Genomic DNA, 17,107 nt, shown 5'->3' with positions numbered 1-17,107 from the left:
ATTTTTTATTTTACTTAAGGAAATTTCCATCTGTTGTGGCTCATTATTAATACTCATAAAGTATGTGTTTAAGTAATAAAAAAGCTTCCGAATTATCAGAAGCTTTTGTATTCAATAGGAAGAAAATTAATAATTATCCTCTTCTCCTTTCATTTTTTCAGCGTTTTCAGCCATAATTACGGCATCAATCATCTCTGAAATATCACCGTTCATGTAGGCATCAAGATTGTACATCGACTTGTTGATTCTGTGATCAGTAACTCTTCCTTGCGGATAATTGTAGGTTTTAATCTTCGCGGAACGATCCCCTGTAGAAACCATCGATTTACGTTGCGCAGCAATATCTCCCTGAACTTTTTGCAATTCGATGTCGTAAAGTTTTGTTCTCAACATTTCCATCGCCAATTCACGGTTTGCCAGCTGAGAACGAGCCTGCTGACAAACAACCACCATTCCTGTAGGTTTGTGCGTCAACTGTACTTTGGTTTCAACCTTGTTTACGTTCTGACCTCCTGCTCCACCTGAACGCGATGTCTGCATTTCGATATCGGCAGGATTTAATTCAAAATCCACTTCTTCAGCTTCCGGAAGAACGGCAATTGTAATCGCTGAGGTATGAACTCTGCCCTGAGATTCTGTTTCGGGAACACGCTGTACACGGTGAACTCCCGATTCGAACTTCATAATTCCGTAAACACCTTCTCCTTCCACTTTCATGATGAGTTCTTTGTAGCCTTTTGCCGCTTCGTTTGAATCGGTTACTTCATGTCTCCAACCTTTCGTTTTGAAATACATGGTGTACATTCTGTAAACATCTTCCACGAAAATCGCCGCTTCGTCACCACCTGTTCCGGCACGAAGTTCTACAATAACGTTTTTATCATCGGCAGGATCTTTAGGAATCAGAAGTACTTTAAGCTCATCTTCCAGGCCGGGAATTTTTTCTAAAGCTTCATTTTTTTCGATTTTTGCCAATTCAACAAAATCTTTATCAGAACCGTCTGCAATGATTTCGTCGGATTCTTCGATGGTATCCAAAGCACCTTTATATAGATCGTAAACTCTTACAATTTTTCCCAAATCACTATATTCTTTGTTTAAAGAAGAATATCTTTTCTGGTCTGAAATGACATCAGGCTGAATAATAAGATCAGCAACCTCATTATATCTCTGTTTTATCGCTTCTAATTTTGGAATTAATGACTTAGACATATTAAAAATTTAGTTGGCAAAGATACGGAATTGGCAACGAAGAACAAAAGCTCATTTTCATTACTTTATGTCCCTGATTTTATTTGTATTAAACTAAAAACAAAAGCTCATGCGAAATACATGAGCTTTTGAGTGTAAAAAATTAGTAATATGAATCAATTATTTACGAAATGGTTATCAGTTTAATACTGCTGCATTAGTTTTTAATCACTTTCTTAGAGATTTTTTGTCCGTCTTTCAGTTGCAATTCAACAATGTAAATTCCTTTTTGAAGAGATTGCATATTGATTTGATTTTCAGAAAACTGTACATTCATTCTCTGACCAACCATATTGGTAACATTTACTTTTTCTACTGTAGAATCCGTTTTTATATTTAAAATTCCGTTGGTTGGATTTGGATAAATACCTAATGAGATTTTTTTGAGATCGGAAGTTCCTAAACCTGCAGTTGTTTCTTTCATACATCTCACAGAAGAACCCTGCCCTCTCGGTGCTCCCGCTGATGGATTTCCAATAGTAGTGCCTATATATAAATATTTAGCTCCCAACCCTGTAGTGGTTGAACTCCAGAAATAACCCCTCTGTCCTACAAATTCAAAACTACCGTCTGTGAAAGATCGGTTACCTCCGGCTGGAAGTTTAAGTTTACTTGCATAAGCAGTTGCAGGGTTGTTTATTCCTTCAGCATTTTTCGTGGCTGTCCAGTCTGCCTGAGAAGGCATCTTCCAATCCTGCCCTACCGCTTTACAAGGATCAGCTCCGTTGGTTGAGGTAATAGAATTAGAGTTTGCCGTCCATTGATCATTGAGATCATTTCCTCCCCACCATGATCCTAAAACAAAAGAAGCCGAATTATTCAAGCCAACCGGAGTGTTTGGTGAAGGCTCATTAGAGGTTGCAGAGTTTCTGTATTGATGGCCATCATCCCATCTTCCCCACTGGAAGAGATCTCCATAAGAATTGGCATCTGTAATAGAAGTTGCGACTTGTGAGCTGCCAAGATTTTGTTGAAGCCAAACTTTACCATCTGCACCTCTTACCGTTGTGTAAGTTACCTGTTGCCCTTTATAAGTAAAAGTTACGCAGCCCGTATCTCCCGGATTGGTTCCAGGATCAGCATTATTGCACACAGGATTTGTATTGGTTAGCTGAATCTTTTTCACCCTCACTCCGTTTTGAGAATACGTAAGAACCAGAGTATTATTTACTGCATCATATTGCAAATCATTGTAAGTAGCTGTTCCGTCAGAAACAAAGTCTCCTCCGAAAGTTTCCCAGGTATTGTTGTTTGAGTTATATTGATAAACCGTATTTTTTCCGCCGTTTATAAGCCATCCACTCGCTACAGCATACAATTTTCCGGAAGGCGTTACTGCGATGGAAACATTATATAAATCATTAGAAATTCCGAAATCTGCATTACCAACCTGTACCCAGTTTGTACCATCGAATTTTTTCACGTTCAATCTTCTGTTGTTGGATGCAGAAGAAGAATAAACAACATAAATTGTATGATCAGCTCCTAAAGCAAAGTCCACGGTAGAATTTACACCTTCAATAAAAGTACTCCCTACTGTTGTTCCCCCAACCAATGACCATTGATCTGATGAGTTTGCCGTTGCAGAGTTTTCAAATACTTTTACCCCTGAAGAAATTCCGCAAACATAAACTTTACCATTGGCTCCAACGATCATTTCCGAAAAAGTAGGCGTACCAAAACCTGTTGCTCCAACCTGTTCCCATGCATTGTTTACATATCGTTTTACAGAACCCGATTCTGCGTTTGAATACACATAAAGCGTATTATTTGGTGAAACTGCCGAAGCCTGATAATTTATGGTTGTAGTAAATGGTTTTGTATATGAAACCCATCCATTTCCATCAAACTTTCTTACTTCCATTCCGGAATTGGGATAACCGTCCTGATTAGTGTAGAAAACATTTCCTGCATAATCTGTTGATAATGAATTAAATGTTGCTGTTCCTGTGGTAATTCCGGCATTTCCGCCAACATAAGACCAAGAATTTCCGTTAAATTTATGTACAGAACCTTTTTGAACCGAAACATCATAATAAGAAACATAATAATTTCCTTGGGTATCGATGGCCAGATTATTATAGCTGCTCGTTCCCGCAGAAATATTTCCTGCAGTGCCTACATCAACCCATTGCTGCGCATGAAGCGAAGTCATTGTAATCGTAAGAACGCCAATCCCTACTCCTATATTTTTTACTTTAGATTGTAGATTAATAAACATATAATTATTTTTATTTATTCTAAATTTAATTTAATTTTGCGTAAAATTAGTCTGCCCGATAATTCCTCACTTATCATTTTCAAACTTTCATTTATCGGATGTTGACTTTTTTACTGGAATATTATGAACAAAATCGAGTAAAAAGATGACCAAACCAAAAAGAAGCTTACTCTTTGAATCTGAAGATATTAAAGTAATCTACTATGAAGACACCATAGCGGAAAAAACTCTGAAATCAAATTTTATTGAAGGAGAATCAAGTTTTAATCTTTTGTTTCTTCTTAGCCCAAATATCAATTTACAGGCTTCGGATTGTGGTACAAACTTTATGTTTAAAAAAAATCAATACATTCTTCACTACTCGTCATCAGAAAACCGCGCAGAATTGTGGGCAGAAAATCAGGAAGTTTTAGAATATTTTCAGATTCAGGTACATTATCAATATATATTTGATTTAATAGAGCCTCAATCAAATCCGGAAAGCGCAGAAATTCTTGAAAACATGAAAAACAATAATTTCATTTTTCTTCATAAAGAAACTCCGCCATCGATGACCGTAGAAATGCATATGATTTTAAAGGAAATTAAAGGTTATTCTAAGAAAGGCGTTATGCAAAAACTTTTTATCGAAGCTAAAATCATCAAACTTCTCATCCTGATTTTTGAGCAGTTTAATGAAAAAAACATTGCCGAAGATTTGTCTAAAACCCCTGAAACCATCAAGAAGTTTTTGGATGAAAATTATCACCGGAATTTAAAGATTGAAGAAATATCCAGAATTATAGGAATCAATCAAAATAAACTCAGAAGAGAATTTAAAGAACATTATCACACAACAATTGTTGATTATATCTTGGAGCTCAGAATGTTGAAAGCAAAAAAAATGATTATCAATAATAAAGTAATGATAAAAGAAATTGCCATAGAATGCGGCTACGAATATGTACAGAATTTCACGAGAGCCTTTAAGAAAAAGTTTGGGGTTTCGCCGGAAAAACTGAGATTAGGATAAAAGAAAAGCCACTAAAATTGCTTTTAGTGGCTTAATATATGTTGTTTTGCTTTGATATTACTTTCCCGGAATTCATGTGAGAAAGCAATGACAATCAATTAATGATGTCCGTGATCGTGTCCATGACCATCGTGCAAGAAAGGCCCATGTCCTTTTGGCGCACTGTAAATAACCTCAACACCTTCCTGCTCTGTCAAAAGCTTGCTTCTGATTTGCTCAGGATCGAAAGGTTTAACTTTACCAAAGTACTCTTTTAAACCTTCTGTCAACCACATTGGAATTACCAATCCGAAAAACATAAAGATACACCAGAAACCTACAAGGAACATTGTAACGAAATAGATTGTCCAAAGGAACTGGTAAAACGGCCAAAATGCTGATAAAATCATTTTTTTTTCTTAAAGATTAGGGCAAAAATAAAACATTTTTCTTTTTCAGACAAAAGATAGAAGCTGATTTTTGCTATTTATTTTAAATTTAAACTAATTAAATAGATGTTAGAAGTTAGATTTTAGAAATTATGCTTACAATTATAAGGTTATAATTCTAAGAATTTCATGCTAAAAACCATCAATTCTTAATGCGCTAGATCAGCAAAGAAGTCATTTCCTTTATCATCGGTAATGATAAACGCCGGGAAATCCTTCACTTCGATTTTTCTTACCGCTTCCATTCCTAATTCAGGGAAATCAACCACCTCAACAGACAAAATGTTGTCCTTTGCCAAAATTGCAGCCGGACCTCCGATTGATCCGATGTAGAAACCTCCATATTTTTTGCAGGCATTGGTAACGTCTTTCGTCCTGTTCCCTTTTGCCAACATCACCATACTTCCGCCGTGGCTTTGGAATTCATCAACATAAACGTCCATTCTTCCTGCCGTAGTAGGCCCAAAACTTCCTGAAGCCATTCCTTCCGGAGTTTTCGCAGGACCTGCGTAATAGATCGGGTGGTTTTTGAAATATTCCGGCATTGGCTGTCCCGCATCCAACAATTCTTTAATCTTTGCGTGAGCGATATCTCTCGCAACAATTAAAGTTCCGTTTAATTTTAATCTTGTTTTGATAGGATATTTTGAAAGTTCCGCTAAAATATCAGACATCGGCTGATTTAGATTGATTTCAACCGCTTCTTCCAAATGTGGTGGTGTTGCAGGCAAAAATCTCTTAGGATCCTGTTCCAATTGCTCTAAGAAAATACCTTCTTTCGTAATTTTCCCTTTAATATTTCTATCTGCCGAACAGGAAACTCCCATACCAACCGGACAAGAAGCCGCATGACGAGGCAATCTGATTACCCTAACGTCGTGAGTTAAATATTTCCCGCCAAACTGAGCTCCAATCGCACTTTCCTGGCAGATTTTCTGAACTTTCGCTTCCCATTCCAGATCTCTGAAAGCCTGTCCAGCTTCGTTTCCTTCTGTCGGAAGATTATCATAATATTTTGCAGATGCTTTTTTCACAGCAGCCAAATTCGCTTCAGCAGAAGTTCCTCCGATCACCAAAGCCAAATGATAAGGCGGACAAGCAGCCGTTCCCAAATCCGAAATTTTCTCTTTAATAAATTCTTCAAGAGACTTTTCGTTTAGTAAAGATTTTGTTTTTTGGTATAAGAATGTTTTGTTTGCAGAACCACCTCCTTTTGTTAAAAATAGAAATTCATAATAATCTCCTTTTTTAGCATAAATATCAATCTGCGCGGGAAGATTGGATCCTGAATTTTTCTCATCAAACATCGTTAAAGGAACCACCTGAGAATATCTTAAGTTTCTTTTTTGGTAGGTATTAAAAATTCCTTTGCTTAAATATTCACCGTCATCAACGCCTGTGTAAACATTTTCACCTTTTTTACCCATCACAATTGCCGTTCCTGTATCCTGACAAGAAGGCAAAGCGCCTTCTACAGCCACTGCTGCGTTTTGCAACAAATTATACGCAACGAATCTGTCGTTATCAGTCGCTTCAGGATCGTCGATAATTCTTCTCAAACTTTCAAGATGCGAAGAACGAAGCATAAAGGAAACATCTGCCATTGCTTCCTCCGCGAGAAGCTCAAGCCCCTTCGGATCGACAGTCAAAATTTCTCTGTCTCCTAGTTTTTCAACTTTTACATACTCTGAAGTAAGCTTCTTATACACCGTATCATCCTTAAGAATCGGATACGGATCCTGATATTTAAAATCCATTCTACTTTCAATTTTTACGGTGCAAAAATACGGCTTACAGAAAAAAACATGAGCAAAATCAGTGATTTAGATTAATATTTATAATGATTATAAATTGCATGAGTTTAAAGCATTGTTTAACTTTATCAATTGAGAATGAGGTTGAGGTTGAGACTAATCTTATCCCAAACCTCAGCCTAAACCTTAACAAAACAATTTTACAATGAATTACAGAATAGAAAAAGACACCATGGGTGAAGTGCAGGTTCCTGCTGATAAATTTTGGGGTGCACAGACAGAACGTTCAAGAAACAATTTCAAAATCGGCCCAGAAGGTTCTATGCCACAGGAGATTATTGAGGCATTTGCTTATTTAAAAAAAGCAGCCGCATTTACCAACACCGATTTGGGAGTTCTTTCTGAAGAAAAAAGAGATATGATCGGTAAAGTATGCGATGAAATCTTAGAAGGAAAATTAAACGATCAGTTTCCTTTGGTGATCTGGCAAACCGGTTCGGGAACTCAATCGAACATGAACGTAAATGAAGTCATTGCCAATCGTTCGCACGTAAATGCCGGAGGAAATCTCGGAGACAAAACAGAAGTTCATCCGAATGACGATGTGAATAAATCTCAGTCGTCAAACGATACTTATCCAACGGCAATGCACATCGCAGCTTACAAAAAAGTGGTTGAGGTAACCATTCCTGCGGTTGAGAAACTAAAAAATACGTTGAACGAAAAAGCAGAAGCTTTTAAAGACATTGTAAAAATCGGAAGAACGCATTTGATGGATGCAACACCTTTAACTTTAGGTCAGGAATTTTCAGGATATGTTGCCCAGTTGAATTACGGAATTAAAGCATTAAAAAACACATTACCTCATCTTTCTGAGCTGGCTTTGGGAGGAACAGCAGTGGGGACAGGTTTAAATACACCTCAAGGTTATGACGTAAAAGTAGCAGAATATATTGCAAAATTCACGAATCTTCCCTTTGTAACCGCTGAAAATAAATTCGAAGCATTGGCTGCGCACGATGCCATTGTAGAATCTCACGGAGCTCTAAAGCAATTGGCGGTTTCTTTATATAAAATTGCTCAGGATATAAGATTATTAGCTTCTGGCCCTCGTTCGGGAATCGGGGAAATTCATATTCCTGAAAATGAGCCGGGCTCTTCTATTATGCCGGGAAAAGTAAATCCTACTCAAAATGAAGCGATGACGATGGTTTGCGCCCAGGTTTTAGGGAATGACACCACAATTTCTTTTGCGGGAACTCAGGGAAATTATGAGCTGAATGTTTTCAAACCGGTGATGGCTTACAATTTCTTGCAATCTGCACAGTTAATTGCTGATGCATGTATTTCATTTAATGATCATTGCGCGGTGGGAATTGAGCCGAATCATGAGAGAATCAAAGAATTGGTTGATAAATCACTGATGTTGGTAACCGCTTTGAACACGCATATCGGCTATGAAAATGCAGCAAAAATTGCAAAAACCGCTCATAAAAACGGAACAACTTTAAAAGAAGAAGCTATCAATCTCGGACTTTTAACTGCTGAGCAATTTGATGAGTGGGTAAAACCTGAAGATATGGTGGGAAGTTTGAAATAACATTCCACGACATTAACAAACAAAACACTCCGTAGAAAATTCTGCGGAGTGTTTTGTTTGTTAATGTGAATGTTGATTTGTATAACTCAATTATTGTACCAAAATGAGTTTTTACGTTGATTTATCATATTTTTTTATCAATTATTTATGCCCATTAATTTTACCATCCCAAAGCAACGCCGAAAACCAAAGCTTTATCATTCTCGAAATAAGAATCTTTGAAGAAATTGCTGAAATCTTTTTTCACAAATAGCGAGATATTGTCATAAGAAAGCGTAACCTGCGCTCCGTAAACAAAAGGATTTACCTGATAATTTGAACGGTCTCTGAAACCCTGGCTATCGCCTTTCACAATATTATTGGTCGACATTTTAATTCCGCCATACACATTGGCTCCCACTTTGAATCCGTCTGAATAAGGTCTGTACTGCACATCCATTCCTGCGCTTTTCAGTTTAGAAAAATTGTACTGAAAACCAAGCGGAATCATCAGATAACCCGTTCTTAATTTTGATTTATCCAGACTCCCTTCATATTTCGTCAGAAAAACTTCTCCGTCTTGTTTCGCAAAAACCATATTATTATCGGTACGAACCGTTCTCCAAGAGAAGCCCAAACCTGAAATTAATCCCCACGGACTGGTTCTGCTGAACTGATAATTAAACTTTAAACCAAATTCAAGATTATTGGCATAGCCTAAGTTTTTATCTAAATCATTATCCGGTTTATCATTCGTCAACGTCATAACTCCGTAAGAAATATATCCGTCAAAGCTTTTTTTAGGCTGAAACTTTTTAAGCAGCTTTTCTTTTAGTTCTTCATTTGAGGTGACATCAGTATTCAACAGAGAATATCTTACCTGCTTCTGAATCACCTGGTCTAAATCGAATCCCAAAGCTTCAATTCTCGTATCGATTTTTTGGGAATAAGTATCAGCAATTTGAGCTTTCTGCTTGTCAAATTCAGTTTTATCCAGGTTCTTTGCCTGAAGACTTTTAAGCTCAGCCTCCATCTGTGCTTTTTCTTCCTGGATAATGGTATTGATTTTCGTAGCATATTCTTCAACTTTCTCCTTCACAATCGGGCTTACCGTAGTATCTTCTTTTGGCTGAAGGTTTAAGCTTAATGCTTTTCTTTGTGCATTTATTGAGGTCGCAACAAGGCACAACATTCCTGTGATGATAAATTTCTTAATCATGATATTTATTTTTTTTAATTTAAAATTGGGTTATTTTGTATTCAGGTCGATGGTCGCAACATTGCTTCCATCCTTAGATTTTTCGATGACTTCTTTATGTTCTACCGAAAAAAGCAGCGTTGAAGGATCCACATATCTTTTTTTCTTCTGAACCTTTACAGAATCTGATTTTGCCATGATTTTCGTCGGCTGATTCTGAATGATAATCTGAGAAGCAATTTCAGAAGGATTTTCTTTAATCAACGGAAGTTCATTTTTAAGAGGAACTTCTTTTTCTATTTTTGATTCAGAAAGAATGTTTTTAGTTTGCGTAAATTTTTCCTGCTCCTGTCTTACAATGACTTCCTGAGAATTTGTTTTCTCTGGCTGTATCGTTGTATTTTCTTCTTTGAAAGAAGGTTTTTTTTCAGTTTCAGCCATTTGAACTGTTGTTTCAGAATCATTATTAAAAAACAAAACAGTTCCTAATCCGAATAATAAAACAAAACAGGCAGCCAATAAAACCCAGTTTACACTAGATTTCTTTGAGCCTGAATTTTCAGTCTGAGCCTGAATTTCTGCCCACAAATCTCTTGAAGGAGTTACTTCTCTTTCCTCAATCTGTTTTTTTATCTGGAATTCAAAATTATCTTTAAACGTTTTCATTTTTCAGTTTTTTTTGTTGTTGAAAGTAAATCTTTCTCAATTTTTCTTTTGCTCTGAAGAGTTGTGTTTTGCTTACTGCCAAAGAAATATTCAGCGTATCTGCAATTTCCTGATGCGAATAATCTTCAATCACATACAGGTTGAAAACCATTCTATATGCATCTGGAAGCTGATCTAAAAGTTCCTGTGCATTAAAATCAAAATCAATCTGCTCTTCCTGTAAATCTTCTAAAACAGAAGCATGAACATCGTCGAGATAAAAAACCGTTTTTCGGCTTTTAATAAAATTGAGGCATTCGTTTACCACAATCTTTCTCGCCCAACCTTCGAAGTTCCCTTCGCCACGAAAGCTTTCGATATGTTTAAAAATCTTACAGAATGCTTTAATCACACAATCTTCTGCCTGATACAAATCGCTGACATAGCTTTTTGCCACACTCAGGAATTTTTTTACACTCTGATCATAAAAGATTTTCTGCGCAGCCGGATCTTGCCTCTTTAGGCGGCTCAGCAAATCTTCTTTTTTATTATTAAACAAAAGCTTCATGGTTTATTCTGTTTGACTTCGTCGAAATAACATTCATCGACTAAAAGGAGATAATCTTCGATTTCTATAGTAAAGACAGTGAAAGTTTAAAATGGTTACAGAAAATTTTATTTTTTATTTAAATTAATGTAACCTGCTGAAAATGAATACAAAAAAAATCAAATTATTTAATTAGATAATTTTCTACCGCAAAAGAATCAAAAGAATGATTCGCTGTGAGAGAGTTCAAAAGAGAGCAAAACCAAATGAAAAAAGTCTACATTTTGCAGACTTTTGATTTACTTGTTTTCAACCTCATCTTTTGTTTCTTTTGCGGTTAAAAAACTTAATGATGATTAGATCGATTTTTCTTCAGAAACAATTTCTTGTTTTCCTGAATTTACCTGATCTTCGAAATACTTTTCAAGTTCTCGTAGTGTTTCCGGATTGGTCTGAATATCACGAACAACAACACCTTTGTTTACGACCACAATTCTGTTGCAAACTTCTGTTGTGTGCGAAAGATCGTGGCTGGAAATTAAAAAGGTAACTCCGTTTTCTTTAGCAAAATCACGGATCATATTTTTTAATTTGATTTGAGTGGAAGGATCTAGATTTGCGAATGGTTCATCCAGAATAATAATATCCGGTTTACCAATCAATGCACCTACAATTCCGACCTTTTTTTGGTTTCCTTTTGAAAGGTCACGAACGTATTTTCCTGCGTTTACGATTTCACCATTAAACAAATCATGAAACTGCTTCAAAAACTCATCGACCGAAGCTTTATTCTGACCTCTCAATTCGCCGATGAAATAGAAATATTCTTCAGGCGTTAAATATCCAATCAGAAAAGTTTCGTCAATGAATGCGGAAACTTTGTTTTTCCAGGCTTCAGATTCGTTGACTTTAATATTATCGACACTTACAAAACCTGTTGTCGGCTGAATTAAATCAAGCATTAAACTGAAAAGTGTTGTTTTTCCGGCTCCGTTGTTTCCGACCAAGCCGAACGTTTCACCTTTTGTAATTTCTAGGTTTTCTATATTAAGAACGGTTGCTGTACCGTATGTTTTCTTTAAATTTTGTATTGTTATCATGTTCTTATTGTTGGGTGTTTGATGTTGGGTGATGGATGTTAAATAATAAATTTACGTTTCAGTTTCCATGGGTTTGGCTTCGCCGAATCTCTTTAATCGATTTCACCCACGGCTATTGTTGTTTGACCCTTTCGGGTCGCCTAAGTTTTCTTTAACAGACTTGGTTCTTTTTACTTTTATCTTGGTTCTTTAATTTCTAATTATTTTTGAAAGCTTCAATCGTGCTGTATTTCTCGGTTTTATATTTTTTAATAATAATATCGAAGATTTTTTCACGAAAGATAAACCCGATAAGTCCTAAGATTCCGATAGAAATAACGGCAGCAGAAATTCCGAAAAAATAATTCATTGCGTAATAAACTGCCATAGGTAAAAGCATTTTAGGAACCATCAAAATAAATGCTTTAAGGGTAATCGTGTTTTTTTGTCCAATCCTTTTTTCTTTTGAATTGAGATCAATAAAATTCTTATTGTAAGCTCCGGACAAGAGCGTCAACTGGGAATTTACACCAATATTGTATAATCCTGCAGCAAAAAAAGCAAAGTAGATATTCCATCCGAAATAGACATAAAATAAAGCTAAAACAATAGAAACCGCTGTAACAATATTCATCAGCCACCATTTTGCTTTAAGATATTCTTTGTAGGGAACATTTTGGGTCATCATCAACGGATAATAAGCGCTGTCGAAAGCCGGAACTCTCTGCCCAAAAGTGAATTGAAAACCTCCGGTTACAAAAAGCCCCATAAACATCATCCAAGCCGGGCCGCTGTAAATATCATTGGTAAACATCAGCAAACCGTAAAACAGAAACATAAAACTTCCAATCAAAACACCTTTTGTTACTTTATTACGTTTCAACATTTTGATATCGTTGTTGATGAACGTTCCGATAGCTCCGTATTTATTAAGGAAAGCGATATTTTCGGTTTTTCCGATTTCTTTTTTGGCTTCAAGACCTTCATCCAGATAAAAGCTTTTTCGGATATAATTGAAGGTAACTTTCCAAAGCCCCGAGAAAAGTATTAAAGGAACTACTGCAAAATACGGCAGCTCATACAGACTATGGAAAAACTTTTCAGAGTACGATAAAACAGGAACGATTTCATAATAATTTAAAGCAGCAAAAACAGCAATTAAAATCCCTACACCAATCGCTACATTTTCTTTATCGTTGAATAAAAGATTAAGAAAATTATTCAGATAAAAAAGACAAGAAACTCCTATAAACCATGTGAAAATTCCGAGAAAGCCATAACCATTAAAAGCTAAAATTCCGCAAAATGTGATAACAAATATAGAATTAAGCCAGCTAAGCGGAGTAAGAAAGGTTTTGATTAAGGTATAATTAACAACGACTTTTTTAGGAATATTTAAAGTAAGAAAAGGCTTGATATTCTGTGTCGGAATCTGCTGAAGCATATATTTGAAAATCAGGTCGATCAGCCAGCCGATGATCATAAACCGAGAGATCATTATCAAAGGATCTTCCTTCATTTCTTCCTGTACATAGTAGTACGCAATGAAAGACATCATGGCGAGCCACAAAATAAAGAAACCAATCCCGATAATTCTGAAAATCTTCATCGCCAGATTAATCCCGACCGAAGATCCTCTAAAAAAACTTTTCCACTCCAGCTTCAAAAATCTTTTAAACATAGTTTATTACTTTTTAATCATTAGTAAAGATAATGGTTTAAATGTTACAGAATTTGTCACTGAATATGGGAATAATGGAGACTTTATATTTTCCGAGAGATTATTTAAAATATATTTCTACTTTTTATTCATAGAAGCTGTATCCAAAACATCTGAAAGTCTTGCTAAAGTTTGTTTGGATGCTCTTTTAAAAAAGATACCGATGAACAAAAATCTTATCACTAAGATATGGAAAGGTAAAACTAATAACAGCACAAAAGAAAAGCCTTTGGGATTTGAAATTAGCTCAACAATCAAACCCAAAATCGGAAGGAAATAAAAAATGTTCAACAGAAATCTAAATCTTCGGTTGATTTCTATTAATACCTCTCCATTAGAATTATTTATGATACCCGTTAATTCACAAAACGACCCAGCTGTAAAACTCGAAGGAAGAAGTTGAAATCTATTTTGATTAATTTGTCCTACAAACGTTTTATCTGTATTTTTCGCTATAAGTCTTTCTGAAATCTCAGTTCTTCTTTTTAATCTTTCTAAAGTTTCTTCTTTGCTGTTATTAAGCGTGAATTGGTAAATACCTGAAGGAAATATTTGCATTATTGTTTTTAAATAGAGTTTTCAAATATACTAATATGCAAGAAACTTAAAAACGTACAACATTTGTTTCACCCTGCACAACTTTCGCAAAAGTCAACAACTAAATGTTTGTAACCAAATGACTTTTACTTTTGTTTTAAACAAACTGTTGGTAATAAAACAGAATCGCCGGAGGTTTCAAACAAATTGTGGGAGACTAAAGTAAAAGCAGTTTTGTTCCCCGCAATTTGTTTGAAACAAAACAATGATTATTTAACATTAAAATAATTCAATAACATACAAAATCAATAATTTTTAGCATTAAAAATTATCATTAAAACAAAAATCCCCGAAGAAAAAACTCTTCGGGGATTCGATTTATTTAAAAGTCATTACTTCACTTCCACAAAATTATCTTCAGGGTTTACATCAGCTAATCGATCACTAGGATCTATCCCCAAAGCGCTCAATTGAGATTTGTTGTAAGGAATGGTAAACGTATATTCTTTTTGAGTCCACGGCCAATACTTTAAAGTAGTGAATTCTCCGAAAGCATCTTTGGTTTTCCAGGTATGCGTCATATTTAACGGAATTTGGTAATTCACGATTTTTTTATCCGCAGTAATTACAGAGAAATCAATCGGCATCGGAACCTGTCCATTATTAATCAAAGTAACTGTAGTTGATTTATCGCCGTACTGTACATCTTTAATTCCGTAATCGATGGTTTTTGTAGTATTAATCCAATAATGATGAAACCACTTCAAATCCATTCCCGAAATCTTCTGTGCAATATGTAGGAAATCTCGGTCTGTTGGATGTTTCATGCTCCATTCTTTGAAATACTCAGTCATGATTTTGGATAAATTTTCCTCTCCGACAATGTACCCCAACTGCACCAAGTATAATTCTCCTTTCACATAACTTGCGTAGGAATATGCCGTTCCGTTGTCATGATGATCACCCAACCAAACTGCAGGTTCTTCAATTCCTTTTTTGATAAACTTTCTGTATGCATCAAGTTTTTCAACGAAAGCATTCGGTCTGTTATCTTTCGGCGGAAACAGCTGATGCATCACGTAACTTTCAGCATAACTTGTAAAACCTTCATCCATCCATGGTCTTGTCGGTTCGTTGGTTGCCAACATTTGCTGATACCAGGAGTGAGATCCTTCGTGAATCATTAATCCCATTAAATCTTCCAGACTTTTTGCTTCACCTAAAATCATGGTACACATTCCGTATTCCATTCCTCCGTCACCACCCTGAATAAATGCATAAGAAGGATAAGCGTATTTCCCAAATTTAGAATTCATAATCTGGAAATATCTGGTTACATAAGGTTTTGCTTCACCCCAATATTTAGTCTTATCGTTTTTCTGATACACAAAATATACTTTTGGCCCTTGCGGAACATCAAAACTTTCTACCGAATAATCCCGGTCTGCAGCCCATGCAAAGTCGAGCATATTTTTAGCTTTCCATTTCCAGGTAGTTTTATTTTGGTCGGTTTTAATCTGTGCTGAAGCATCATAACCTTTTACTTCCGTAGGATTTAAAAGTGTTCCTCCTGCTCCTACAACATAATCTTTGTTGATTTTAATCGTCACATCAAAATCAGCAAACGGCGCATGAAATTCTCTTCCCACATAATCGAAAGTTGCCCATCCGTCATAATCGTATTCTGCAATTTTAGGATACCATTGCGTCATCGTCATATCGACACCCTCTTTATTATTTCTTCCGCTACGTCTTATTTGCTGAGGAATCACTGCATCCCACTCCATTGTGAAAGTTGTTTTTGAACGAGCTTTAATCGGTTTATCCAAGTACACTTTCATCACAGTTTCCTGAATTTCGAATTTCAGGTTTTTGCCATTTTGTTTAATCCAGTGAATATTTTGAACACCTTCCTCATTGTTAGGAATGGAAGCCAGTCTTGAAATCCCGTCTTTCTGTAATCTGGAATCTCCGTTTTTTCCCTGACTTGCCACTCTCTGATCCATCATGGAGTTTGGTTTAAAAGCATTCCAGTATAAATGGAAATACACCACATTGAGTTCGTCGGGCGAATTGTTTTGGTATTTTAAGGTCTGAGTTCCCTGATAAGTAAATTCTTCTGCATTGACGTTGATATCCATTTTATATTGTGCAGCCTGCTGATAATAGGCTTTTTGCTGAGCCTGAAACTGCGAAATGACAAACGCAAAAAGGATGATTAACGATTTTTTCATATGTCGTTGTTTATTGTTTTTTTAAAGGTCATATGGAATCGCGGTATATTCATAAGTGTTTGCTTTAGCAAATCATGGCGATTTCATTGATAAATTTTATTTGTCTAAAGGTAGGTAATTTTTGAAAAAGCCTCAAAGATGGAGTTTTGATGAGGTTTTTCGTTGAGATTTAGATGCGGATTTTATATTATGGTTAAATAAAATTCCCGCAGATTTCACAGATTTTCGCAGATGATTGCGCATAGACCTGCATAAATATTTAAACACGAATTTCACAAATGAAAGACACAAATGAAATACTATTACTTTGTGTTATTCGTGTTTAGACAAAATCATTTTTTTAATCAAAGTAATCTGTCCCAAATGATAATAACAATGCTCAATCATTCCGTCAATATTTCTTAAATAGGTATCATATTTTTCATCAACAAAAACTTCATTCATTTTAGCATCGGGAATTTGTTCTAATAATAAGGCAAACTTTTCGGCATCCCTCCATAATTTATTTTTAAGTGTTTCCCACTGTTCTTCATTTTCAATCGGCGGAAGATCAAAACTGTATTGATCTCTGATTTCCAAATCTCCTCCTTCAAAAACATTGATTAAACCTGCAACATAATAATCAATATGAAAAGTAAGCATTGCAATAGTATTTAAAGAGTCAATCTTCATTGTTGCCTGTTCCCAAGTTACATCCGAAAGCTGATCTTTAAAATTGGTATTGGCAATCCATTTTCCATCCAGTAAAACTTCTCTGAATCTTTTGGCTAATTGTGATGTTGTGCTCATTTGTTTTTTATTTTTTTAAAGATAATTAATTTTGGTTTCCCGCAGATTTTCGCAGATGATTATGTTTTATTTTTCTTATTATTAAATAATAGTATACGGGAAATACCAAACCG

14 protein-coding genes are annotated in these 17,107 nt (G+C 35.6%); 2 read left to right on the top strand and 12 right to left on the bottom strand.

The genetic code is table 11. From position 1 onward, the window contains the following. Positions 1–126: 126 nt before the first annotated feature. Together prfA and ACR1PN_RS08380 are read right to left on the bottom strand one after the other, a co-directional pair. The gene (gene prfA / locus ACR1PN_RS08385; RefSeq protein WP_378176168.1) at positions 127–1,212 is read right to left on the bottom strand and encodes a peptide chain release factor 1; all 1,086 of its coding nucleotides are present in this window, start codon (positions 1,210–1,212) and stop codon (positions 127–129) included. A gap of 196 nt (positions 1,213–1,408) precedes the next feature. Next, complete coding sequence (locus ACR1PN_RS08380; RefSeq protein WP_433979666.1) at positions 1,409–3,472, bottom strand: T9SS type A sorting domain-containing protein; 2,064 nt, start codon at positions 3,470–3,472, stop codon at positions 1,409–1,411. 145 nt (positions 3,473–3,617) lie between these two features. Here ACR1PN_RS08380 and ACR1PN_RS08375 point away from each other — a divergent pair, with 145 nt between their 5' ends. After that, positions 3,618–4,484: a helix-turn-helix domain-containing protein gene (locus ACR1PN_RS08375; RefSeq protein ID WP_433979665.1), complete on the top strand. Its 867-nt coding sequence runs from the start codon at positions 3,618–3,620 to the stop codon at positions 4,482–4,484. 98 nt (positions 4,485–4,582) lie between these two features. On the opposite strand, the gene ACR1PN_RS08370 is transcribed toward ACR1PN_RS08375, so the two are convergent. Continuing rightward, positions 4,583–4,873 (bottom strand): hypothetical protein, encoded by a 291-nt coding sequence (locus ACR1PN_RS08370; RefSeq protein ID WP_433979664.1) that lies wholly within the window; start codon positions 4,871–4,873, stop codon positions 4,583–4,585. Between the two features lie 188 nt (positions 4,874–5,061). After that, on the bottom strand, positions 5,062–6,669 hold the full coding sequence (locus ACR1PN_RS08365; protein WP_433979663.1) for a fumarate hydratase: 1,608 nt from the start codon (positions 6,667–6,669) through the stop codon (positions 5,062–5,064). Between the two features lie 202 nt (positions 6,670–6,871). On the opposite strand from ACR1PN_RS08365, the gene fumC reads away from it, so the two are divergent. Then, positions 6,872–8,266, top strand: coding sequence for a class II fumarate hydratase (gene fumC, locus ACR1PN_RS08360; RefSeq protein WP_433979662.1), 1,395 nt, complete (start codon positions 6,872–6,874; stop codon positions 8,264–8,266). Positions 8,267–8,426: 160 nt separating this feature from the next. Here the strand turns inward: fumC and ACR1PN_RS08355 are convergent, their stop codons facing one another. The 8 genes from ACR1PN_RS08355 to ACR1PN_RS08320 form a co-directional block, all read right to left on the bottom strand. Then, positions 8,427–9,464 (bottom strand): porin family protein, encoded by a 1,038-nt coding sequence (locus tag ACR1PN_RS08355; protein ID WP_433979661.1) that lies wholly within the window; start codon positions 9,462–9,464, stop codon positions 8,427–8,429. A gap of 30 nt (positions 9,465–9,494) precedes the next feature. After that, positions 9,495–10,109 (bottom strand): hypothetical protein, encoded by a 615-nt coding sequence (locus tag ACR1PN_RS08350; RefSeq protein ID WP_433979660.1) that lies wholly within the window; start codon positions 10,107–10,109, stop codon positions 9,495–9,497. After that, positions 10,096–10,656, bottom strand: a complete 561-nt coding sequence (locus ACR1PN_RS08345; RefSeq protein WP_433979659.1) for an RNA polymerase sigma factor — start codon at positions 10,654–10,656, stop codon at positions 10,096–10,098. Before ACR1PN_RS08345 ends, ACR1PN_RS08350 begins: the two co-directional genes overlap by 14 nt. Before the next feature lie 335 nt (positions 10,657–10,991). Further along, positions 10,992–11,735, bottom strand: coding sequence for an ABC transporter ATP-binding protein (locus ACR1PN_RS08340; RefSeq protein ID WP_433979658.1), 744 nt, complete (start codon positions 11,733–11,735; stop codon positions 10,992–10,994). A 196-nt stretch (positions 11,736–11,931) separates the two neighbouring features. Beyond that, complete coding sequence (locus tag ACR1PN_RS08335; RefSeq protein WP_433979657.1) at positions 11,932–13,395, bottom strand: DUF5687 family protein; 1,464 nt, start codon at positions 13,393–13,395, stop codon at positions 11,932–11,934. A gap of 117 nt (positions 13,396–13,512) precedes the next feature. Continuing rightward, positions 13,513–13,992, bottom strand: coding sequence for a hypothetical protein (locus tag ACR1PN_RS08330; RefSeq protein WP_433979656.1), 480 nt, complete (start codon positions 13,990–13,992; stop codon positions 13,513–13,515). A gap of 371 nt (positions 13,993–14,363) precedes the next feature. Then, positions 14,364–16,205 carry a M1 family metallopeptidase gene (locus tag ACR1PN_RS08325; RefSeq protein ID WP_433979655.1) on the bottom strand — a complete coding sequence of 614 codons (1,842 nt, stop codon included), beginning with the start codon at positions 16,203–16,205 and terminating at the stop codon, positions 14,364–14,366. Positions 16,206–16,517: 312 nt separating this feature from the next. Then, positions 16,518–16,994 (bottom strand): DUF1572 domain-containing protein, encoded by a 477-nt coding sequence (locus ACR1PN_RS08320; RefSeq protein WP_433979654.1) that lies wholly within the window; start codon positions 16,992–16,994, stop codon positions 16,518–16,520. Positions 16,995–17,107: the final 113 nt, after the last annotated feature.

It is taken from the genome of Chryseobacterium sp. RLHN22, assembly GCF_051011795.1.
GTDB lineage: Bacteria > Bacteroidota > Bacteroidia > Flavobacteriales > Weeksellaceae > Chryseobacterium > Chryseobacterium zhengzhouense.
The sequence above is the reverse complement of the archived record's forward strand: the minus strand, read 5'-3'. Positions and strand labels throughout refer to the sequence as shown.

What these genes read in the sequence shown, in the direction of transcription:
- ACR1PN_RS08345 (WP_433979659.1), bottom strand. Translation starts at nt 10,656, where the DNA reads ATGAAGCTTTTGTTTAATAATAAAAAAGAAGATTTGCTGAGCCGCCTA.
- ACR1PN_RS08335 (WP_433979657.1), bottom strand. Translation starts at nt 13,395, where the DNA reads ATGTTTAAAAGATTTTTGAAGCTGGAGTGGAAAAGTTTTTTTAGAGGA.
- ACR1PN_RS08320 (WP_433979654.1), bottom strand. Translation starts at nt 16,994, where the DNA reads ATGAGCACAACATCACAATTAGCCAAAAGATTCAGAGAAGTTTTACTG.
- ACR1PN_RS08355 (WP_433979661.1), bottom strand. Translation starts at nt 9,464, where the DNA reads ATGATTAAGAAATTTATCATCACAGGAATGTTGTGCCTTGTTGCGACC.
- ACR1PN_RS08365 (WP_433979663.1), bottom strand. Translation starts at nt 6,669, where the DNA reads ATGGATTTTAAATATCAGGATCCGTATCCGATTCTTAAGGATGATACG.
- ACR1PN_RS08325 (WP_433979655.1), bottom strand. Translation starts at nt 16,205, where the DNA reads ATGAAAAAATCGTTAATCATCCTTTTTGCGTTTGTCATTTCGCAGTTT.
- prfA (WP_378176168.1), bottom strand. Translation starts at nt 1,212, where the DNA reads ATGTCTAAGTCATTAATTCCAAAATTAGAAGCGATAAAACAGAGATAT.
- ACR1PN_RS08340 (WP_433979658.1), bottom strand. Translation starts at nt 11,735, where the DNA reads ATGATAACAATACAAAATTTAAAGAAAACATACGGTACAGCAACCGTT.
- fumC (WP_433979662.1), top strand. Translation starts at nt 6,872, where the DNA reads ATGAATTACAGAATAGAAAAAGACACCATGGGTGAAGTGCAGGTTCCT.
- ACR1PN_RS08375 (WP_433979665.1), top strand. Translation starts at nt 3,618, where the DNA reads ATGACCAAACCAAAAAGAAGCTTACTCTTTGAATCTGAAGATATTAAA.
- ACR1PN_RS08350 (WP_433979660.1), bottom strand. Translation starts at nt 10,109, where the DNA reads ATGAAAACGTTTAAAGATAATTTTGAATTCCAGATAAAAAAACAGATT.
- ACR1PN_RS08380 (WP_433979666.1), bottom strand. Translation starts at nt 3,472, where the DNA reads ATGTTTATTAATCTACAATCTAAAGTAAAAAATATAGGAGTAGGGATT.
- ACR1PN_RS08370 (WP_433979664.1), bottom strand. Translation starts at nt 4,873, where the DNA reads ATGATTTTATCAGCATTTTGGCCGTTTTACCAGTTCCTTTGGACAATC.
- ACR1PN_RS08330 (WP_433979656.1), bottom strand. Translation starts at nt 13,992, where the DNA reads ATGCAAATATTTCCTTCAGGTATTTACCAATTCACGCTTAATAACAGC.